Genomic DNA, 23,440 nt, shown 5'->3' on the forward strand with positions numbered 1-23,440 from the left:
GATAGAGGAATAGCGAAGGTAACAGTTGATGGAGAAAGTTATTCAGTAGATATGTATAGTGCAAGTGCAAAATATAAAAATGTAGTATTCCAAAAGAAAGACTTAAAGTCTGGAACTCACAGTATAAAAATAGAATACACAGGAATGAGAAATTCAAAATCAACAGGAACATTAATAGTAATAGATGCTTTTGATATAATTGATGGTAATATAATATAATTGATAAGTGGAATCGGAAATTTTCTCCGATTCCATTTTTACTTTAAATTGGTACATAAGAAAATAATTTATCATAAGATATAACGGTAGTAGTTTAAAATAGGAAAGGTTATTTTATGAGTAGAGAAAATTGGTTTAATTTGATGTCTAAGATAACATTTGCATCTACTTGCGAAAGAGTTTTGAAAGAAGAAATAAAAGAAGCAAAGGTTAGATATATTAATTCTGGAATACAACAAGTTGAAATAATAAAAAATGATGATAGTGTAGTACATGCAAAAATAGTGTGGTCTCAAAGTGAAAAGTATATAATAAGGGGATTTCAAGAAAAAGCACATAATAATACAGTATATATTTTAGTTGATTTTAGAAATGAGAATTCACCAGATTTTTATATATTAAGGTCAGAAGATATTATTAATATAAATAATGAAAATGAAAGAAAAGGTAAAAAAAATATTATATTGTACTTTGATGAAATAAGTAAATATAAAGATAAGTGGTACAAAATTATAGAATAGAAATATTGTAGGAATAGAAGATGTTACATTAACAAGTGAAAATTTATTAATGCGACATCTTTTTTTATTAATGTTGAGTTTTGAAAATATAATTAAAGTTAATTTTCTTATTAGAGAAAATTTGAGTTATTATTAAATATAATTTGATTTATTTTTTAAGATAGATATATATACTTCATACTGTGATAATAATTAGGTGTTTTATGTAAAAATGTACAGAAAATTTAAAGAAAGTATAAGATAAGTTACAAAAATTAAGTAAAGTATATTAAAGTGAATTAAATCTATTGAATACATATTTTTATAATAATATAATTTAAATGAAATCGTTACGGTTCTGCGCAGCGCTTGTAAACGTTTTTATAAATTATAGGGGGAAAACGGGATGAAGTTTAAAAAACTAACAAGTATTATCACATCAGTATTATTAATTTCTAGTATGTGTAGTAGTTCTGTTTTAGGTGCAGAAAAAAATAATGTTACTAGCAATAAATCAGTGTTAAGTGAAAATGTACTACAAGTAAATATTGATGAAGATGGGAATTTAACATATGCTGAACCAGAAACATCATTAGAAGATTCAGTATTTAGTTGGGATAATGCTACAGTATATTTTGCATTAACAGATAGATTTAATAATGGGGATACTAGTAATGATCATTCTTATGGAAGATCATTAAATGAAGATGGTAGTGTTCAATCAGGATATAAAGAGAATCCAGGAACATTCCATGGAGGAGATTTAAAGGGATTAATAGAAAAATTAAATGATGGTTATTTTACTGATTTAGGTGTAAATGCAATATGGATTACAGCACCTTATGAACAAATACATGGATATACATTCGGAAATACTAACAACGAAGAGGAAGGATATGGATTTCCATACTATGGTTATCATGGATATTGGGCATTAGATTATACTAATGTTGATGAAAATATGGGTACAGCAAAAGATATGGAGAAATTTGTTGATACAGCACATAGTAAAGGAATACGTGTTGTTATGGATGTTGTTATGAATCATCTAGGATATATAAGTGCTTATGATACTAATGAATTTGGATTTGGTAAGACAATCTCTAATTGGAAAGATTATTATTATGGGAATCTTAGTAATTTAAGAGGTGGAGATTGGGAAGAAGCAAATATATATGAAAATGATTCATCTTGGGCAAGTAAATGGTATGGAGGAGATTTTGTAAGAATAGCATATCCTTTTGATGGATATACAGGAAGTAAATCTGGAGACGATCAAACTAGATGCCTTTATGGACTTCCAGATATAAAAATGGAATCTAAGACAGAAGTATCAACACCTCCTTTCTTGGTTAACAAGTGGAAAAAAGAAGGAAGATATGATGAAGAAATTGCAAAGCAAAATGCGTTTTTCAAAAAAACTGGGTTACCAAAGACACCACAAAATTATGTAGTACAATGGCTAACTGATTGGGTTAGAGAATATGGTATAGATGGATTCAGATGTGATACTGCTAAGCATATTCCAGTATCATCATGGAATGAATTAAAAACACAAGCAAAAGCTGCATTAAAAGAATGGAGAGAAAATAATCCAGATAAGCCAGGAGCAAATTGGGATGAAGAATTTTGGATGACAGGCGAAGATTGGGGACATGGTGTAGGTAAAGACTACTATTTTAGTAATGGATTTGATTCAATGATTAACTTTACTTTCCCTAAGAGTGGATATTCTACATCTACATTGGAAGGAACATATAGTACTTATGCAAAAGCAATAAATAGTGATTCAACTTTCAATGTATTAAGCTATATTTCTTCTCATGATACTGATCTTGGTGGAAGAGGTGACTTAATTTCAGCAGGAACAGCATTATTATTAACTCCAGGTGCAGCACAAATCTTTTATGGTGATGAAACAGGAAGACAAAAACAATGGGAAAGTTTCTGTGCTAATAATTATACAGATCAAGTAACTCGTTCTGATATGAATTGGAATTCTATTGATAAAAATGTGTTATCACATTGGCAAAAAGTTGGACAATTTAGAAATAAACATTTATCTATTGGAGCAGGACAACATAAAATGTTAAGTTCTTCACCATATACTTTTAGTAGAACATATCAAGGTGAAGATGGTGTCGTTGATAATGTTATATGTGTGGTAGGCGCAAATGGAAGTACAACTGTAGATGTATCTTCTGTATTCGATGATGGAGATACTATAACAGATTTCTACACTGGAAATAAAACAGTAGTTACTGATGGAAAAGTAACATTTACAGCAGGAACTAATGGAGTAATGCTATTAGAATCAAATAGTAAAAAACCAGCAGTTAGTGCAAATCCAGCGGGAGGAGATTACTACAAAGAAGTTTCAGAAGGTTTAGAAGTAAAACTTACTGTAGGTAATGTTGATACAGCAACATATAGCATTAATGGTGGAGAAGAAGTAAGTTATAAAAATGGGGATAAGATTGTTATTGGAGAAGGCGAAGAATTTGGAACTAAAACAACAGTTACAATAAAAGCATCTAATAATGATGGTTCTGTAGAAAAAACTTATACTTATAACAAGAGAGATCCAAAAGAAAAGTTTGTTAAATTACACTTTAAAAATGATGGATGGATAAATCCAAATGTTTATATTTATAAAAACGATGAAACAGGAGTAACTCAACTTACAGGAACTTGGCCAGGAGAAGCTATGACAGCAGAAACTGGTGAAAATCAAGGTTGGTATAGCTATGAAGTTCAAGGAGAATTAGGAGTAAATGTTATATTTAATTCTGGATCAATGCAAGTGCCAGGTTCTGGACAAGAAGGGTTTGAAGCTTCATATGAAATGTGGTATGTAGATGGAATATTAACTAATGTATGTCCAGAAGATTATACTAAAGAAGATGATGATACATTATCAGTAAAAGCAAATCCAAATGGAGGAAGCTATAAAGCAGCACTAGAAGAGGGCTTACAAATAGAACTTTCAGCTAAAAATGCAGAGAAAGCTACCTATAGCATTGATGGTGCTAAAGAAGTAGAATATAAAAATGGTGATAAAATAACAATAGGAAAAGGTGCAGAGTTTGGAAAGGAAACAGTATTAGTACTAACAGCAGTAAATGGGGAAGAAAAGGTTACAAAGACATTAACTTATAAAAAAGAAGAACCTATAACTGAATTTGTTAAAGTGCACTTTAAAAAGGATGGATGGACAAATCCAAATGTTTATATATACACAGGAGATGGAAATTCAGCAGTAAAATTAACAGGAGATTGGCCAGGAAAAGCTATGACAGCAGAAGCTGACGAAAATAAAGGTTGGTATAGCTATGAAGTTAAAGATGTAAGTGCAGCTAAGGTTATATTTAATTATGGTTCACAACAAATACCAGGATTAGGACAAGCAGGATTAGATGCATCATATGAGATGTGGTATGTTGATGGAAAGTTAACTGCAGAATGTCCAAAAGATTATATAAGAGAAGGAGAAGTAAGGATTTCTTCAAGTGTAGAGAGTGGAGAATATGCTGCAGAAACAGAAGAGGGATTAGAAGTAAAATTATCTTCTAAAAATGCTGAAGTATCAAAATATTCTATAGATGGTAGTGAAGCTGTAGAATATAAGGATGGAGATACTATAGTTATAGGAAAAGGAAAAGAAGCTGGAACAGTAACAACATTAGTATTAACAGCAGTAAATGGAGAAGAAACAGTAACCAAAACATATTCTTATAAAAAGACAGAACCAGTAGAAGAGTTTATAGAAGTTCATTTTAAAAAGGATGGATGGAAGAATCCTCGTGTTTATATCTATAAAGAAGATAGTAATGGAGTAGTTGAATATGTTGGCAAGTGGCCAGGAGCTGAAATGTTAGCAGAAGGTAATGATAATGAAGGATGGTATACTTTTAGAATGGAAGGTATAGCTAATGCAAAAGTAATATTTAGCTCAGGCTCAATGCAAACACCAAGTTCAGGAGCAGCAGGATATGATGTTTCAGGGGAAATGTGGTATGTTGATGGAAAATTAGTATCTACTGTTCCAAGTGATTATAAAAACTAAATATAAAAATTAAATAATAATATAATAAGGGAGATGTCGCATTAACAAATAAAAAGTTGTTAGTGATATCTCCTTTTATTATGACAAAAGACAGAACACAGGTTACATGACACAGGGCACAAGTAAGGGTAATTCACAATTCAGTCAATTCAATCAATTCGCAATGGGGGTTAATTTTCCTCTGTGGGGAAAATATCATAAACTGTGCACTGTACGACAGCCCCATTATTTTGATATATACACGATACATGATGAATTAGTTTTTCTTTTTTAGGAAAACTAAAATTGAGGTGATAAAATGAAAAAATTATTGTACATAACAGTAAATTCAAAACCAGAGGAGTTATCAGCTAGTAAAACAGTGGGAAGAGCCTTTGTAAATGAATTTATAAAGAGATATCCAGACTTTGAAGTTAAGGAAGTAGATTTATATAAGGAGCATATACCAAGATTAGAGTATAAATATTTTGAAAAGAGAAGTTGTCTTGTATCAAAGGAAGCTTTTAATAAACTAAATAAAGAAGATCAAGAAGAAGTACATAATATAGTAAAACTTTGTGATGACTTTAAAGAAGCTGATGTATATGTTATTGCAGCACCTATGTGGAGTTTATCTTTTCCAGCACCACTAAAAGAATATTTAGATTGTGTTATTCAAGATGGAAAGACAATAGAAATATCAGATGATAAGGTCAATGGACTATTAGATGATAAGGTTAGGGGAATGCTTTATATACAATCATCAGGAGCTAATATTCCTTGGGGGCTTGGAATGATATTAAATAAAGGAATTCATTATGTTGAAAGTATAGTAAAGGCAATGGGAATAAAGAGATTTAAAGAATTGTTAGTAGATGGTACGGGAACTACTGAAGAAGAAAAAAAAGAAGCTATAGATAAAGCTTTGGAAAAAATAGATGATGCTATATATGATATTTGGAGAGCAGATTAAATTTACTTTATCCTGAATAATCAATATTAGTTATGGTAGAATTATAATATGATATTGTATTTTTGGGAGGATAATTTTGAATAAATTTGAGATATTAGAAAAGTATTATGGGTATAGAGAGTTTAGAAAAGGGCAAGAAGAAGTAATTGATTCAATTTTGGAGGGAAAAGATGTATTAGCAATTATGCCTACTGGTGGAGGAAAATCTATTTGTTATCAAGTACCAGCCCTTATTCTTGATGGATTAACAATAGTTATTTCTCCACTAATTTCACTTATGAAGGATCAGGTAGATACTATTAGAGAAATTGGAATTAAGGCGGCATATATAAATTCATCATTATCATCTAGAGAGTTTAATGAAATAATTGAAGGAATTAAAGAGGATCAATATAAAATAATATATATAGCTCCAGAAAGATTAGAATCCTATGAATTTTTTTCAGTAATTGTAGAGAAGAATATTTCACAAATAGCTATCGATGAGGCACATTGTGTATCTCAGTGGGGACATGATTTTAGATCAAGCTATAGAAGAATTGGAAGTTTTATTGATAGACTTTATAAGAGACCAATAATAACAGCTTTTACAGCTACTGCATCTGAAGAAGTAAGACAAGACATAATAGAGTTATTAAAACTTAATAATCCTAAGGTTTTTATAACTGGTTTTGATAGAGAAAATTTAAGTATAGATATAATAAAAGGCGGTAACAAGAAAGAATATATATTAAAGTACATAGAAAAGAATAGAAATCAATGTGGAATAATTTATGCATCTACAAGAAAAGAAGTAGATAGTTTATATGAATTGTTGCAAAGCAAAGGATGTTCAGTAGGACGATATCATGCAGGATTAAGTGATGAAGAAAGACGAAGCAATCAAGAGGATTTTATATATGATAGGATAGGCATAATGATTGCTACTAATGCTTTTGGTATGGGAATTGACAAGCCTAATATAAGATATGTAATACATTATAGTATTCCTAAAAATATTGAAGGATATTATCAAGAAATCGGTAGAGCAGGAAGAGATGGAGAGAAAAGTCAGTGTATATTGTTGCTTTCTCCATCAGATATACATACACAAAAATATCTTATTGATGTAGGAACAGAAAGTGAAGAAAGAAAGGTAATACAATATAAGAAGTTACAACAGATGATAGACCTTATTTATAGCAATGATTGTTATAGAAAAGGGATATTAAATTATTTTGGTGAAGAATATAATAAAGAATGTGGTAATTGTAGCAATTGCTTAAGTGAAGGAGAAATTGTTGATAAAACTATTGATGCTCAAAAAGTATTGTCTTGCATATATAGAATGAAAAGAGGATTTGGAACTACAATGATTGTAGATGTTCTTAGAGGCTCTAAGAATAGAAGAGTATTAGATTTAGGTTTTGATAAATTATCTACTTATGGAATTATGAAAAACTATAAGGGAGAAAAGTTAAAAGAATTCATAAATACATTAGTATCTCATGGATTTATAGATCTTATCGAAGGCGATTATCCAGTGATAAGGCTAAATAATAAGTCTATGCTTGTGTTAAAAGGAAAGGAAGAAGTAAAATTTAAAGAATATGTAGTCGATAAAAAGATTATTGAAGATAATGAATTGGTTATGATTCTTAAGGAATTAAGATTAGAAATAGCAAAAGAGGAAGGTGTGCCTCCATATATTATATTTGGAGATATTACTCTTAAAGAAATGAGTAGTGTATATCCAAGGACAAAAGAAGAGTTCCTTTCTATATCTGGTATAGGTGAGAAAAAATATGATAAGTATGGAGAGAGATTTTCTAATGTTATAAGGAAGTATGTAGAAGATAATAATATAAATATAGTAATAAATAATGAAGATGATAATGTAATTGAAGTTGTAACAGATACAGAATTATTAAAGGAATTATTAGAAGTTAGAAAAAGTTTTGCATTAAAAGAAAATACTTTAGATAGAAGTATAATTAGCATACAAAGTTTAAAAGAAATTAGTGGAAGATATCCAATAACTATTGAAGAATTTAAAGATATTTCTGGAGTAGGGCCTAAAAAGGTTAAAGAGTATGGAGAGGCTTTTATAGAAATAGTAAAATCCTATGTTGAAAAAAATAATATTAAGAGAAGTTGGAGTGAAAAGAAGCATAGGAAAGTTATAATCGATGGTGATGGAAGAAATAATGAAGAAAAATCTATAGATATGGTTAAAGAAGGAATTTACTTAAAAAATATTTCCGAGGAAATAGAGGTATCAATTTCTACTATTTTAGGTTATATTACAGATTATATTAAAGAATATGGTGAGAATCCATTAAAAGAAGATATAAGTAACTTATATACAGATGATGAAGAAAAATTAATTATTGAAATATTAAAAAGTACGTCATCAAGCAAGATAAGTGAAATAAAAAAGAAATTACCGGACTATATTAAGTACGAAGCTATAAGGGCAGTAATAATAAAAAATGGATTGTTGAATTAATATTTTTCTGTCACAACCATAAAGGATATACTTTTAAATTATAAAAGAAGGATGTATTATCAAAGAGAAATTTGTTAATACACCCTTCTTTTTTATGGTTCATATTCTTCATAAAGTTCATAGTTGTTTTTAGATAGTTTAAATAAATCATAAGTTATTGGTAGTATTGTAATTGTAGATATAAGGTTACTTAAAATTATACATGATACAAACATATGATTATTAAATAAAAGTGCAATAAAGAAAAAAATTAGTAATTTACATAAGCTTTGAAGTTTAAATTTTTTTCTTTGTTTTGTGTTACATAATGGGTTACCTTCTGTGTCTGCCGGTGCATACATATAAGTTAATATAATAAAAGTTATATATGAAATAATAATTAAATAAATATTGAATTTAAAAGATTTGCATATTAATGCAGAACCTATAAATGATATAAATGAAACCAGGGTACATAGTAGGGATCCTCTAAGATGGATTCCAAAGTTACTTAATCTCATAATAGCAAATGAGAAAATTATTATAAGAAATTGTGGCATAACATTAAAAAAGTATGCTCCAATAAAAAGAATAATTAATTTTGTTATATTTATAAAAAATACTAAAAGACCATAAGATAATTTTTCACGATCCATAGATTTATCATCTAAGGTATTAATTATTTTAGATGATATTTTATCCGCAATTTTTTCATAGGTAATCATACTAGTTTCCTTTCTAAAAATAAATTTATGGGTATGTTACAGTGATCTTTATTGAAAAAACTGCCACACTTTTTGTGTAACAGTTTTTAAACATGGTTAAGTAAAATTATTTACGAACTAATTTTTTGTTATTAAAGTTTTTAGGCTCATAAAAACAAACCCAGAAGCAACCTAGACTAGATTCTTCAGCTATTTTGTTAGAAACTTTAGATACTCCTTTAGCAATATCCTTTTTTATAGAATTTTTATTAATGTTCATAACATTACCTCCTAAATAAATACAAATTAAAGATAAAATGTAAATATCTTTACATATATATTAACATAAATTGAAAAAAATTCAATAAAATATGAGAAAAAAATTAAATATTAATAAAACTAATAATATAATTATATTTTATTGGTATATATCGTATATTTGTAAATGGGAGGTGTAGTTATGAGTTATTTAATTTTATCTATATTGGTTGGGATAATTGCCCTTTGTTTTGCTTTAATACTTTATTTTGATATTAAAAAAAGAAATGCTGGAAACGAAAATATGAGAGAAATTGCAAAGAATATTGAAGATGGAGCTATGACATTTTTATTTAGAGAATACAAATTTATTTTAATATTCGCAGTTGTAGTAACATTAATTATAGCAGTAGCTATACACTATAAGACTGCAATAGCATTTATCATAGGCGCATTTTTTTCAATTATATCAGGATTTTGTGGAATGAGAGTAGCAGTAAAAGCAAATGTTAGGACTACTGAAGCCGCCAAAAAAGGGATAAAAGAAGCCTTAACTATTTCATTTTCCGGTGGATCAGTGATGGGAATGTCTGTAGTGGGATTTGGAATTGTAGGATTAGCAGTGCTAATGATAATATTCGATTTAGATACAGAATATATTACTGGATTTGGATTAGGAGCATCATCAATAGCTTTATTTGCTCGTGTAGGAGGAGGAATATATACTAAAGCTGCTGATGTAGGTGCTGATCTAGTAGGTAAAATAGAAGTTGGAATACCAGAAGATGATCCTAGAAATCCAGCAGTAATTGCTGACAATGTTGGGGATAATGTTGGAGATGTTGCAGGAATGGGAGCAGATTTATTTGAATCTTATGTAGGTTCAATAATTTCAGCAGTAACTTTAGGTGCATTTGTTAATGTATCATCAGGAAATAATGCTAGTATATTTCCAATGATAGTGGCTGCATTTGGAATAATATCTTCAATAATAGGTGTAGTAATAATCAGAAGTATAAAAGGTAATAATCCTCAAAAGGTGTTAAATATAGGAACATATATAGCTGGGATATTAATGATAGTTTCAGCGGCTATATTTTCTATGATTATTTTTGGTGATCTTAAATTTTTTGTTCCGATTTTAGTTGGAGTGGTTATAGGTATATTAATAGGTAAGATAACAGAGATATACACATCTTCAGAGTATAGAAGTGTTAAAGAAATTGCTAAGGAGTCTAAGTCAGGTCCAGGAACTAATATAATTTCTGGATTGGCAGTAGGAATGAAATCGACAGTAGTACCTATAATATTAATATCTATAGGAATTCTTGTTTCATATTTTGTATGTGGAGGAAATTCTGATAGTTCACAAGGATTGTATGGAATAGCTTTATCAGCAGTTGGAATGTTAGCTACTACAGGTATTACAGTAGCAGTAGATGCTTATGGACCAGTAGCTGATAATGCAGGGGGAATAGCTGAGATGGCATCGTTACCTAAGGAAGTAAGAGAGGTAACAGATAAGTTAGATTCAGTAGGAAATACTACAGCAGCTATAGGTAAAGGATTTGCTATAGGATCCGCAGCATTAACAGCATTAGCACTTTTGGCATCCTATGCACAAGTAGTTAAGTTAGAAAGAATAGATTTGTTAGATCCACTTACTTTAACAGGTATATTGGTAGGTGCGATGATACCATATCTTTTTGGTGCTTTGACAATGCAAGCAGTAGGACGAGCTGCAAATAAAATGGTAGAAGAAGTTAGAAGACAGTTTAAGGAGAAAAAGGGTATTCTTGAAGGAAAAGAGAAACCAGACTACAAAAGATGCGTAGATATATCAACAGAAGCTTCATTAAAAGAAATGATAGTACCAGGTATATTAGCTGTAGTTATACCAATATTTATAGGGATGTTTTTTGGAAAAGAAGCATTAGCTGGTATGATAGCAGGAGCATTAGTATCAGGAGTTTTAAATGCAATTATGATGTCAAATGCAGGAGGAGCTTGGGATAATGCTAAGAAAGCTATTGAAGGAGGTATTTATGGAGGTAGTGGAAGTGAAAGTCATAAAGCAGCAGTAGTAGGAGATACAGTAGGAGATCCATTTAAGGATACTTCAGGTCCATCAATGAATATCTTGATTAAGCTTATGACTATAGTTTCTGTAGTTTTTGCAACGTTAATAGCATCACACGGAGGAATTTTAGTAGATTTGTTTTTTAAATAATAGAATAAATATATAATATCTTATAGTATATGTAAAAATTCCTGCGGAATTTATTATATTTTAAGAGTTTAATTTACTATAATAGAGTATGCTGGTTTTCTTAAGTTAATTGCATTTAAATAGATTTGAGTATATTTTACTTGAGATACACTAGCAATCCGCAGGATTACTATATTTTTATTTTATACAAGAAATTAGAAATTTCATATATATAATAGGACACTAGCTATTATTTTCATAATAACAAACTTTTGTTTTTTTTCTTTATTTAATTAGATGAAGAAAAATGTTGAAAAATGTGATAAAATTTATTTAGGGAGATAAAAAATCGCACACTTTTTAGGGGGAAGAAACATGTATACAGTATTACATATTGAACAGAGTGAATTTTTTTGTAAAGCAGCTAAAGAAATATTAGAATCAAATGACTATCAATACATACATACTGATAATTTTAATGAAGCCATAGGATTAATAGATGAATTTGATGTTGATCTTGTAGTTACATCGTTATATGCTGAAGGATGTACTGTAGAAGAATTTGTAGCTACAATTAAAGAAAAATATCCGGAAAAGCCTATTTTTGTAGTTACAGGAGACTCAATGGGAGAAGAAAGAAAGAAATTAATAGATTTAGGTATAAAAGAATATATATTTAAAGAAGAGTTTAAAGAAGAGTTTATAAAATATGTAAATATGGCATTTGCAGAAGATCAATATACAAAGGGATTACAAGAAGCAAAGATTGCAGTAGTAGAAGATAGTCATCTTGAAATGCTTTTTACTAAAGATATATTAAGTAAATATAATCTTAAAAATATAGATTATTTTAAAACTGGTTCTGAATTAATAATGAAAAATAAAAAATATGATATTTATTTGATAGATATAGTATTAAAAGATGAGTTTGGTAAAGATATAATAAGAAAATTAAGAAGAGATAACATAGATTCAACTATAATAGCTGTAACAGGATTACATAATCCAAAGGTACAAGCAGAGATATTAGATTCTGGTGCTAATGATATTATAGTAAAACCATTAGAAGAAGATCTATTTATTTCAAAACTTAAGACATATATAAGATTTTATACATTAAATAAAAAATTAAAAGCTATAGAAGAATAGTGTATAAGGAGGTGTCGTATTAACAAGTGAAAATCTGTTAGCGATATCTCTTTTTATTATGGCACAATTCAGTGCACAGTTAAGGCAGTTCACAGTACACGGTTTTGGTTAATTTTCCTTAAAGGGGAAATATTATAGTTTATAGCACAACTTTTATTAAGTTTTTACTACAATTAAGAAATGCGAATTGTAATATGTAAATTGTGAAATGTGAATTTTAATATGTATTGTGTATTACACAATAGTGTGATAATATTAATTTATACTATTATGCAATACACAGTATGAAACTACTATGTATTGCATAGTAAGGTTGATAGGAGGTGTAATATTGAGTACACAATTAAGAAAAGGTGTAATAGAAATATGTGTTTTAACGATGATAAATCATAAAGATATGTATGGCTACGAAATAGTAGAATCTATATCAAAAGTAATGGATATTAAGGAAAGTACGATATATCCACTTCTTAGAAGATTAACGGCAGAATCAAATTTTGAAACATATATAGTAAAGTCGGAAGAAGGTCCAGATAGAAAGTATTACAAAATAACCACAGAAGGAAAGAAGAAGTTAAAGGCTTTAGTAGATGAATGGGATAAATTTGTTTATGATGTTAATTCTATTTTACAGGTATATAGGAAGGAGAAAGATATATGAATAAAGAAGAGTTTTTAGATATATTAAAAGATTATTTAAAAGGGCATTTTAGTGCTTATGAAATAGATGATATATTAAGAGATTATGAAGAATTTTTTATAAATGGTAAGTTAGAAGGAAAAAGCGAAGAAGAGGTAGCAAAAGGATTAGGATCACCAAAACAAGTTGCAACAGAACTTATAAGAGAAATGAAAGGTAGTGTTGGAGAAGAAAATTATGCTAAGGAAAATATAGATACAATAAAAAAGAGTGTTTTAAGAGTATTCAATAAGACTAAAAGTAAGTCAAAGGAATTTTTGAATTCTGATGCTATTGTAAAAGGTAATATATCTTCTTTTACAGTGAAATTAATAATAGTATGTCTTACCCTAATGTTGATATTTCCTATAGGTACTATTATTATGACGCTTATTTTAATTGGAATAGGTGGTATAGGTGCTAGTATTTTTAATGTATTTGTGTATATTGCATCATTTATAGCATTTCCAGTGAAAGCATCAATATCATTAACATTATTCTTTGGAAGTCTTATATTTACAGGTTTCTTAATAATTGCATGGACTTTATATATAAAAGTAGTGTCTTTTATTTGGTTATTTATAAGAAAATATATAGGGTGGATTAAGACAAAGTTGATGTATGTAAGAGTTAAGAATAATTATGAAAGTAATGGTGGGGTGAAAGAAGATGAGTAAATCTAAGATTGCAGTAATTGTTGGAATTATTCTTATAACTGTTGGAATAATAGGAGTTATACCTAGTGGAATGAATATGACTAAAGCTGTATTACTGGATATAAGTAACGCTAGAGGTAAAAATACAGCTTCAAATATTGTTGTTGGACAAGAAAGAAAAGAAATAGAAAATCTAAAAATTACTTCAAAAAATGAAGATTATGATTCATTAAATATAATAGTGAAAAAATCTAATGATGATACTTTTTCAATTAAAAAGCAAACCAGCTTTTTAGATGATGTAAATGTGACTTATCAATATGATGAAAGTAGTAAAACAATTGCGGTAGACACAAGTAGCAAAAGAAATAATTACAATTTTAACATAGTTAAAGAGGGAATCTTAAAAAGTTTATATGAAGAAGCAATATCAACTATAGCAAATGGAAGAAGTATGGGTAATAACTATATTGAAATTTATGTGCCTAATAGAGTTAATATTGATGTAGATAGGAATAGCGATACCTCATTAACTATTACTGATGAAGAGGTATTAGGTGATAGCTTAAATTATAATGTTTCATATGGCGATATATCTTTACCTAAATTTAATCAATGTAAAAATATAAATATTAATAGTAGTAATCATGTAATTTTAGATGTAAGGGAATTTGTAAATGCAGAAAAGGTAAATATAGTAGGGAATTATGTATCAATACATTCTAATGGAAAATTTACTGACTATAATGAAATTGATAAGTTACCAGAAGAAATAAATATTACAGCTGGTGATTTATATATTAATTCTTATATTCCAATGGCAAATAAGATAATTTTAGATGTTAATAGTGAATTGAATTTCCATATGCCTTTTAATGATTATAATATTTATGGTGATATTACAGCAAAATCAGATGATTTAACATTAGTAGATGTTAATGGAAAAGTTGAAAACGGGAGATTTAAAGGAGAATTATCTACTGGCGACAGGGGTAAAGTCGAACTTATAATAAAATCCTGTGACTATGGTGAAATTAGAAATGTATCAAGGTCAAACTTAGAATTTGATATGGATTAGTTAGTGTAAAAATCTCTATTTAAAGATTATAAATAGAGATTTTCTTTTTTACTTGAAAATTATTTATATAATTTTGTTAGTAAATGAGTTATAATATTCACAGATGAAAAAACGAAAGCTTAAAAGTCTTTTGTAAAGCAAAGTAATTATACATATTATAAGGAGTGATTATTGATGACTAAGTGTGATGGACACTTAACAAATAGTATTGATCTTGGGATTATAGCGCTTAAGAGCTCAAAGGAACTTGGGGATAAGATAGATGCTCATTTAAGAAGAAGATTAGACCACGAAGAAACTTTTTTAATTTCTTCAGATGAAATTAGATTTTCTAATGGTGAAGGAAAAGTAAAACTTTCTGAAACTGTAAGAGGAAAAGATATATATATTATTTGTGATGTTGGAAATTATAGCTGTACATATAAAATGTTTGGATTTGAAAATCATATGGGACCAGATGAACACTTTCAAGATATAAAGAGAGTTGTATCAGCTATAAGAGGTAAAGCAAAAAGAATAACAGTTATTATGCCTTTATTATATGCATCAAGACAACATAGACGTAAAGGAAGAGAATCATTAGATTGTGCTATTGCGCTTCAAGAATTAGAAAGATTAGGAGTTCAAGAAATTCTTACTTTCGACGTACATGATCCAAATGTTCAAAATGCTATACCATTATTATCTTTTGAAAATTTATATCCAACATATGATATAGTTAAAACAATAATTAGAGAAGAAAAAGATCTTGATATTAACAAAGATAGCATGTTAGTTATTAGTCCAGATACTGGAGCGATGGATAGAGCTATTTATTATTCAAGTGTACTTGGAGTAGATGTAGGTTTATTCTATAAGAGAAGAGATCACTCAACTATAATAAATGGTAAGAACCCTATAGTTAAACATGAATACATGGGAAGAGATGTAGAAGGAAGAGATGTTCTTATTGTTGATGACATGATAGCATCTGGAGAATCTGTTTTTGATATTGCTACAGAACTTAAAAAGAGAAAAGCAAGAAATGTATATGTAGCTGCCACTTTTGCATTTTTCACAGAAGGAACTGAAAAAATTGAAAGATTCTATAAAGAAGGATTAATAAGTAGAGTATATTCAACTAATTTAACATATATTTCAGATTCAGTTAGAAAAGCACCATGGTTTAAAGAAGTTGATATGTCTGAGCTTATTTCAGTAATCTTAGATAAGTTAAATAAGAATACAAGTATAGCTCCTTATTTAGATGCAACAAGAGTAATTACTAAGCTTTTAAATGAAAGATAAATAGAAATAGGTAAAATGATTTTGAAATTCATAAAAAGTTCTTATGATAGTCATAGAAATGTCATAAAGAATTGATATACTATAATTGTAGTTAATGATAATAGTTTAAATTTTTTTTCAAAACATTTTCCTTTTTGAATAAGAGAGTTGCATTTTAAAGTCACTCTCTTATTTGTTATATCATGAGTTAATTTATGAAACTAGAATATAATAAAAAGCGCTATCATGCCACTTAAAATTCAGTGACATATGATAGCGCTTTTGTTATAATTCAAATATTTTTAGAATTTATTAAATCTAACTTCTTATATCTTGGCAACTGTTTTATTGCATACTCACGTTTAAGAGCCGAAGATTTATCTTCAAAAGTTTCAAAATAAGCTAATTCTACAGGAAGTCTATTTCTCGTATATTTAGCTCCTTTACCACTATTATGAGTAGCGATTCTTTTTTCTAGATTGTTTGTCCATCCAGTATATAAAGTATTATCAGAACATTTTAGTATATAAACATAACACATAAGTAATATCCTTAATTAATATATTTGTTTAAAAGAATATCCTCCGTCAGTTAAAAGTGACTTAATAGTATCAATATGTTGGAATCCATTAGTTTCAACAGTTACTTCTAATACTACATTTTTAAGTCTATCAATAGCCTTAAATTGATTATGCTCCAATTGAATTACATTAGCATTAGCTTTTGTTAATAGTTGAGATATTGCAAGTAATTGACCAGGATTATCAGGTAATTCAACACTGAAGCAGAATAATCTTCCTCTAGAAACAAGTCCACTGTTAATTAAAGAAGAAATAGTAACCATATCAATATTTCCACCACTTATTACGGAAACTACCTTTTTACCTTTTACAGTTAATTTCTTTAATGCTGCAAGAGAAGCGGCACCAGAAGCTTCAGCAAGAAGTTTATGCTTTTCAGTAAGAACAATGAAACTATCAGCAATTTCTGCATCAGATACTGTTATAATTTCATCTACATATTCTTTAATAATTTCAAATGTTTTATCTCCAGGGATTTTTACAGCTATACCATCAGCAATTGTATTGACTGTATCTAAAGTTTTAAGTTCTTTAGCTTTAAAAGATTGATACATAGCATCAGCACCTTCAGCTTGTACACCAATAATTTTTACATTAGGATTTAATTCTTTTGCAGCAAGAGATATACCACTAATTAATCCGCCACCACCAATTGGACAAACTATGATATCTACATCTTTAAGATCTTCGAAAATTTCTAAAGCGATAGTTCCTTGTCCATAAATTACATCTAAATCATTAAATGGATGAATGAATACAGAACCATCTTCCTTTTCGATTCTTCTTGCTTCATTATATGCATCATCATATACATTTCCATGAAGTACTACATTTCCACCAAAATCCTTTGTTGATTTTACTTTTATTAATGGAGTAGTTTTAGGCATAACTATTTTTGATTCTATACCAAATAGGCTAGAAGCGTAAGCAACACCTTGAGCATGGTTACCAGCAGATGAACATACAACCCCTTTAGCTTTTTGTTCGTCAGTTAAAGTAGTAATTTTATTTAATGCACCACGTAACTTGTATGCTCCAGTGATTTGTAAGTTTTCACATTTCATATACACATCATTTCCACATTCTTTGGAAAAAACATTACTGTGCATTAAAGGAGTTTTTTCAACGATATCCCTAATATTTTCACGTGCCATTTTTATTTTATCTAAATGCATTTTTTAGCCCCCTTAAAAACATAAATTTAATTATATTACTATATTATATCACTATATTACTATACTTGAATAGTTATACATAATTAAAATATTTATCAATAAGGCTTAAAAAATTATTTTTAAATTTTATATCATCTTCTACAGTTCTTTTTTTTATTATCGATGGTCTTTTTCCAGCACGTCTAGCTTTTTGCCCCATATGTCTTTGAAAAAGTAACATATCAATGTTTTCATTTGTATAAATTAATCCTTTTTCATTAATAGCATGTGCACCACGACCTAATGCCATTGCTGCAACACCGTAATCCTGAGTAACAACAATATCGTTTTTTAATGTCTTATTTAAAAGAGCGATATCTACAGAATCACGCCCTTTATCAACAGTTATAACTTGGCATTTAGGTGAAGATAATATATGACTTGTATCTACAAAAAGAAGTACAGGAATATTTTTCTTAGAACATATGTCAATTATTATATTTTTTACCGGACATGCATCAGCATCTACTAATACTTTCACTAAATCATCATCCTTTCAAAATTATATTTATTATTATAAACTTTAATTAGAGAATATAACAAAAAATTTTTTATATAAAATTAATATGTGACAACATTTACACAAAGTGTTACTATATAAATATAAGGAAATTTGAATTATATTACACAAAAATGTTAAATTAAAATACAAAATACATTTATTTATACAATTTGGGGGTAATTTAAAGTGGGGTGGGATGCTATGAAAAAGCAAAAATTCAGGTTGACATTGAGTTTAAAAATTAGTTTAGCTGTGTCAATTATATTAATAGTAAGCTATACTACTATTTTTACATCAGTTTTAATGGGTCAATATAATGATAGTATAAATAGAGCAGAGACAACTGCTAAGGATATGATTTCAGTATATAGTAATCAGATTGGGACAGAAATAAAGAGCTTAGAAAATATAAGTAAAACTTTAAAAAGCTTTGTAGAAGAAAATATAAAATCAGGAGAAAAAGATAGAAATTCAATAATTGAAATTCAAAAACAATTGCTAGAAAATTATTCAAATATATATGGGGTATCTGTTACATTTGAAGCTAATAAATTTGATGGTAAAGATGTTGCCTATATAGGAAAAGAAGGGGCAGGATCTAATGGTGAATTACAAAGCTATGTTATAAGAGATGGCAAAGGGTATAAAGTATTACAATCTAAGTCATCGAAGTCAGATAGTGATTGGTATATGAAACCAAGGATAAGTAGAAAAACTTATATTTCTGATCCAAAAGAATATTCTATAGATGGAAAAAAAGTTAATTTGGTAACATTGTCAGTACCAATATTAGGTAGTGATGATACTGTGTTAGGGGTAATATCTTTAGATATAGAAATTAATATTTTTCAAGAGTTAATAGAGACTATGAAGCCTAATGGTGGAACAGCTCAGCTTTTATCAGAAGATGGATTTTTTGTTGCCAATACAGAAAATCCAGAATCAATAATGAAAGATTCAAGGGAATTAGGTGAACCGTGGGTAACAGTAACGCAAGCTACAAATAATGATAAAGACATCAATGGCTATTTAGATTCTGATGAAATAGATGGAAAAGTGCTAGAAATAACTTCAGATATTAAGGTTGATGGAGAAGATTTAGGGTGGAAGTTATGTTCGACTATACCTAAAGATAATATTATAAAGAATGTAAAAGAGGAGATTATTTCCGTTTATATAAAAGCTGCAATTTTCTTGGTGGTAACAATAATTTGTATTGCTTTTATTGTTAATAAAGTAGTTAAGAGAATAAAGTACGCTGATAAGCACTTAAATATTTTAGCTAATGGAGATTTAACAACAGAAATAGATATGGGCATGCTTAAGTCTAATGATGAGATTGGAAATATGATGAGAAGCATGAATATTATGCAAGAAACGTTGAGAAGTATTGTTAATAATATTCAAAGTGAGTGTAATATAGTGGCGGAATCTATAGAAAGTACCGATGCACAAATAGAGTCTTTAAAAGAGAAAATTGAAGATGTGTCATCAACAACAGAAGAAATAGCAGCAGGAATGGAAGAAACAGCAGCGTCTACAGAAGAAGTGAATGCATCCTCAACAGAAATGAAAAGTGATATAAATGGAGTTGTAAAAAAAGCTGAAAATGGTGTAGAATCATCAATTACTATTGCTAATAAAGCTTCAAAACTTAAAGATGATGCTATTAGATTGGAGGAAAATGCAAAAGAGGTTAGAAAGAAACTTAATGACAATTTACAAATCGCTTTAGAAAAAACAAAATCTGTTGATAAGATAAATATATTAACTAAAGGAATATTAGAAATAGCAGAACAAACTAATTTATTATCCTTAAATGCAGCAATAGAAGCAGCACGTGCTGGAGAAGCAGGTAAAGGATTTGGTGTAGTGGCAAATGAAATTAAAGAATTAGCTGATGTTTCTAGAAGTAATGTAAAGGAAATTCAAAATATAACTAATGTTGTTGTTCAATCTGTTGAAGAGTTGAAAAAGAGTTCTTTAGAGGTTATAGCTTTTATCGACAATCAAGTTATTCCAGATTATCAAAAGCTTCTTTCTACTGGTGTTAATTACAATGATGATGCAGATTTATTTAATAACTTACTTAATGGTGTCAAAGATGTATCTTGTGAATTGTTAGGAAATATTGAAGGTATGGTAGAAGCTATAGATGAAATAACTGTAGCAGCAACAGAAGGTGCTGAAGGAACATTGATAATAACTGATAAAGTAGATGAAATTGTTAATTTATCCGATAGCGTTATGAAAAATTCAAAGAAAACAAAAGTATGTACTGAGAAACTTTTAAGTGAGATATCACGCTTTAAAAATTAATAGTATAAGCTACATTTTTATGTAAGATGTAGCTTCTTTCGGTTAGTAAGTAAATTGATAGACAAAAAATAATAAAAATATTGTTATTTTTTGATGGAATAGTAAAAGGATGATATAATTATTGATATAAATATTTATAGAAATAATAAGCTCGATATAATTAAAAAATATCTAATATAGGTAAGGAAAATGGGGAAGATGTTACATAAAATATTAATTTATATGATAGGAATTTTAATATTTCTGATGATTGTGATACATGTTATTAGAAATGTAAAAAAGATGAGAAATACAGAGCAGAAGTTATTAGAAGCAGAAAATGAATATAAAGAACTAATTGAGACATTACCAGAAGCAATATTAATAATAGAAAATGATAAAATAGTATATATAAACCAATATGGATTAGATTTTTTTGAAGTGAAATCTATAAAAGATATGAGTATTGAAAAATTGAATAGTGTGTTTAAAGATTCATTGAATTATGAAAAATTAAGCAATAAGTCACAATATCAGGAACTTGAGCTTACTAATAAAGAGGGCAATATAAGAAATGTAGAAGTAAGAACAATAAGGCATATAGAAGGGAAAATAGTTGTAGTAATTACTGATATAACTGAAAGATTTTTAAGTTATGAAAATACGGAAAGAGAAAGATTAAAAAATGAGTTTTTCGGAAACTTATCTCATGAATTTAAAACACCTATTAATGTATTGCTTAGTACAGCACAATTGTTAGAAGTTAATCATAGCAAAGGTATCACAGATCATGTTATGTTTGAGATTATTAAAATAATAAAAAGAAATTCATATAGATTGTTGCGATTAGTAGATAATCTTATTGAATCTACTAAAATAGATACAGGTAGTGCAGAAATGAATTATTTTAATTATGATATAGTTCAAGTTACAGAAGATTTGGTGGATTCGTGTATATCATATGCAAATAATTATAAAATTAAAATTATATTTGATACAGAGGTGGAAGAATTAAAGATAGCATTAGATATAGATAAATATGAGAAAATTATATTAAATTTAATTTCTAATGCAATTAAATATAATAAAGAGAATGGTGAAATCTTTGTAAATCTATTAGTTAGAAATAATAAGGTAGTTATTGAAGTTATAGATACAGGTATAGGCATTGCACAAGAAAAGATAAAATACATATTCCAAAGATTTATGCAGATAAACAAATCTTTTATAAGAGATGTAGAGGGTAGTGGTATTGGATTATATATGGTTAAATCTTTAGTAGAATTACATAAAGGGGAAATAGAAGTAGAAAGTGTTGAAGGTAAAGGAAGTAAGTTTATAGTTACTCTTCCTAAAATCACAGTTGAGGGTAAAGATGATTCTTTCCATAGTAAAGGAATTATTCCTAATGGAAAAAGCAGTGTGAAAATAGAGCTTTCTGATTTATAATTATAAATAAGGTAATAATATAGTTATAAGTTAAGATAGGAGAAGTAAAGTATGGCAAAAAAGGTATATGCTATAAAGGAAGGTTTCGATAAAGAAAATAATAAAAAAATAGTTAATATAATAGTTGATACATGGGCAAAATGCCAAAGATACGTTACAGGAGTTAAGGGTGCAAAATATAAAAGTTTTGAAAATATTGAAGATGCCAAAAGATTTATTAGTGGTAGTGGAGAAATTTTAAATAAAAAGGAAAATGATTATCCTAAAGAAGGGTTGCATGTTTATGTAGATGGTAGTTATAATGTGGCTACTGAAGAGTATTCTTATGGTATGGTTGCTGTAGAAAATGATGTGGTTTTACATATAGAATCAGGATATAGTAAAAGTAATGAAGAAGCTAATATAAGACAAATTGCTGGAGAGTTAGAAGGTGCTATAAGAGCTGTAGAATATGCATTAACTCTAGGTAAAGATCAAGTTGTTATATTCCATGACTATATGGGGATAGCAAATCATGCTACTGGATTATGGGAGAGAAAGGAAAAGTCATCTATAGAATATTACAATAAGATGCAAGCGTTAATGGCAACAGGAATAAAAGTTATTTTTGTTAAAGTAGATAGTCATACTGGGGACTTTTTTAACGAATTAGTAGATGAAAAATGCAAAGAAGAACTACAAATTCCATCAGAAAAGGTAGTAGAAAGTTGGCTTAGTAGAAATGTATTAAAGGTGTATGATAATACAGTTAAGAAGCAGATATCAACTATTGCACCGAGGGGTGTAAAAAGCATTATAGTTATTAATGAAAATGATAGTAAAGAAGATGCACCTGATGTCAACGATATAAAAGTAGAAGAAGAGATAAGTACTGAGAGATTATTAGGTAGAATGGAAGAAAGAAAAGCAATAATAATAAATATGCTAAATTCAGAACTTCCAATAGAGATGATAGAAAATTATACAAAAGTTTCAATAAGAGAAATTGAAAATATAAAAAGAGAAATGTAAATTAATTTAGCTGTTGCACGAAAAGTGATCTGACTCCTGTCAAGTAGACAATCAAAATAAATAAAAGATATATGATTATGCGACTACGTTGTTAGTCGCATTTATCATGATGCTCTTTTTTTCTTTGCTTCTAACTCTGCTTTATAAGCAAGTATTCTCTTATTTTCTGGTATCGGATATTG

Annotated in this window: 19 protein-coding genes; 14 read left to right on the top strand and 5 right to left on the bottom strand. The window is 28.4% G+C overall.

The features are described 5' to 3' along the window. The 5 genes from KQI30_RS14150 to recQ form a co-directional block, all read left to right on the top strand. Positions 1-219, top strand: a 219-nt coding sequence (locus KQI30_RS14150; RefSeq protein ID WP_216463999.1) for a hypothetical protein, incomplete at its 5' end; no start/stop codon positions are given. Positions 220-335: 116 nt separating this feature from the next. Next, entirely contained in the window at positions 336-740 is a 405-nt protein-coding gene (locus KQI30_RS14155) for a hypothetical protein (protein ID WP_216464000.1), read from the top strand. Between the two features lie 385 nt (positions 741-1,125). Beyond that, positions 1,126-4,785 carry a starch-binding protein gene (locus KQI30_RS14160; protein ID WP_216464001.1) on the top strand — a complete coding sequence of 1,220 codons (3,660 nt, stop codon included), beginning with the start codon at positions 1,126-1,128 and terminating at the stop codon, positions 4,783-4,785. A gap of 298 nt (positions 4,786-5,083) precedes the next feature. After that, entirely contained in the window at positions 5,084-5,737 is a 654-nt protein-coding gene (locus KQI30_RS14165) for an FMN-dependent NADH-azoreductase (protein WP_216464002.1), read from the top strand. A 73-nt stretch (positions 5,738-5,810) separates the two neighbouring features. Continuing rightward, a complete protein-coding gene (gene recQ, locus KQI30_RS14170) occupies positions 5,811-8,225 on the top strand; it encodes a DNA helicase RecQ (protein WP_216464017.1) in 2,415 nt (804 codons plus the stop codon). 92 nt (positions 8,226-8,317) lie between these two features. On the opposite strand, the gene KQI30_RS14175 is transcribed toward recQ, so the two are convergent. Both KQI30_RS14175 and KQI30_RS14180 read right to left on the bottom strand, forming a co-directional pair. Beyond that, a complete protein-coding gene (locus KQI30_RS14175) occupies positions 8,318-8,929 on the bottom strand; it encodes an accessory gene regulator B family protein (RefSeq protein ID WP_216464003.1) in 612 nt (203 codons plus the stop codon). A gap of 106 nt (positions 8,930-9,035) precedes the next feature. Continuing rightward, on the bottom strand, positions 9,036-9,188 hold the full coding sequence (locus KQI30_RS14180) for a hypothetical protein (protein WP_216464004.1): 153 nt from the start codon (positions 9,186-9,188) through the stop codon (positions 9,036-9,038). A gap of 180 nt (positions 9,189-9,368) precedes the next feature. On the opposite strand from KQI30_RS14180, the gene KQI30_RS14185 reads away from it, so the two are divergent. The 6 genes from KQI30_RS14185 (at position 9,369) to KQI30_RS14210 (ending at position 16,224) form a co-directional block, all read left to right on the top strand. Then, on the top strand, positions 9,369-11,396 hold the full coding sequence (locus KQI30_RS14185; protein ID WP_216464005.1) for a sodium-translocating pyrophosphatase: 2,028 nt from the start codon (positions 9,369-9,371) through the stop codon (positions 11,394-11,396). 354 nt (positions 11,397-11,750) lie between these two features. Beyond that, on the top strand, positions 11,751-12,524 hold the full coding sequence (locus tag KQI30_RS14190) for a response regulator (protein WP_216464006.1): 774 nt from the start codon (positions 11,751-11,753) through the stop codon (positions 12,522-12,524). Positions 12,525-12,855: 331 nt separating this feature from the next. Continuing rightward, entirely contained in the window at positions 12,856-13,185 is a 330-nt protein-coding gene (locus tag KQI30_RS14195; protein WP_216464007.1) for a PadR family transcriptional regulator, read from the top strand. Continuing rightward, positions 13,182-13,880, top strand: coding sequence for a DUF1700 domain-containing protein (locus KQI30_RS14200; RefSeq protein WP_216464008.1), 699 nt, complete (start codon positions 13,182-13,184; stop codon positions 13,878-13,880). The genes KQI30_RS14195 and KQI30_RS14200 overlap by 4 nt, the downstream gene beginning before the upstream one ends. Beyond that, the gene (locus KQI30_RS14205) at positions 13,873-14,937 is read left to right on the top strand and encodes a hypothetical protein (protein WP_216464009.1); all 1,065 of its coding nucleotides are present in this window, start codon (positions 13,873-13,875) and stop codon (positions 14,935-14,937) included. The genes KQI30_RS14200 and KQI30_RS14205 overlap by 8 nt, the downstream gene beginning before the upstream one ends. A 174-nt stretch (positions 14,938-15,111) precedes the next feature. After that, on the top strand, positions 15,112-16,224 hold the full coding sequence (locus tag KQI30_RS14210; RefSeq protein WP_216464010.1) for a ribose-phosphate pyrophosphokinase: 1,113 nt from the start codon (positions 15,112-15,114) through the stop codon (positions 16,222-16,224). A gap of 271 nt (positions 16,225-16,495) precedes the next feature. Here the strand turns inward: KQI30_RS14210 and KQI30_RS14215 are convergent, their stop codons facing one another. The 3 genes from KQI30_RS14215 to KQI30_RS14225 form a co-directional block, all read right to left on the bottom strand. After that, positions 16,496-16,744: a GIY-YIG nuclease family protein gene (locus KQI30_RS14215; protein WP_216464011.1), complete on the bottom strand. Its 249-nt coding sequence runs from the start codon at positions 16,742-16,744 to the stop codon at positions 16,496-16,498. 15 nt (positions 16,745-16,759) lie between these two features. After that, the gene (ilvA, locus tag KQI30_RS14220) at positions 16,760-17,959 is read right to left on the bottom strand and encodes a threonine ammonia-lyase (protein ID WP_216464012.1); all 1,200 of its coding nucleotides are present in this window, start codon (positions 17,957-17,959) and stop codon (positions 16,760-16,762) included. A 73-nt stretch (positions 17,960-18,032) separates the two neighbouring features. Beyond that, positions 18,033-18,479: a YaiI/YqxD family protein gene (locus KQI30_RS14225; RefSeq protein ID WP_216464013.1), complete on the bottom strand. Its 447-nt coding sequence runs from the start codon at positions 18,477-18,479 to the stop codon at positions 18,033-18,035. Between the two features lie 222 nt (positions 18,480-18,701). Here KQI30_RS14225 and KQI30_RS14230 point away from each other — a divergent pair, with 222 nt between their 5' ends. The 3 genes from KQI30_RS14230 to KQI30_RS14240 all read left to right on the top strand — a co-directional run bounded on the left by KQI30_RS14230 (position 18,702) and on the right by KQI30_RS14240 (position 23,258). Next, on the top strand, positions 18,702-20,819 hold the full coding sequence (locus KQI30_RS14230; RefSeq protein WP_216464014.1) for a methyl-accepting chemotaxis protein: 2,118 nt from the start codon (positions 18,702-18,704) through the stop codon (positions 20,817-20,819). A gap of 189 nt (positions 20,820-21,008) precedes the next feature. Further along, the gene (locus tag KQI30_RS14235) at positions 21,009-22,247 is read left to right on the top strand and encodes a sensor histidine kinase (protein WP_216464015.1); all 1,239 of its coding nucleotides are present in this window, start codon (positions 21,009-21,011) and stop codon (positions 22,245-22,247) included. A gap of 51 nt (positions 22,248-22,298) precedes the next feature. Next, on the top strand, positions 22,299-23,258 hold the full coding sequence (locus tag KQI30_RS14240; protein ID WP_216464016.1) for a ribonuclease H family protein: 960 nt from the start codon (positions 22,299-22,301) through the stop codon (positions 23,256-23,258). The last annotated feature ends 182 nt before the right edge of the window (positions 23,259-23,440 follow it).

Source organism: Clostridium bornimense, assembly GCF_018917145.1.
Taxonomy (GTDB): Bacteria; Bacillota; Clostridia; order Clostridiales; family Clostridiaceae; genus Clostridium_AN; species Clostridium_AN bornimense_A.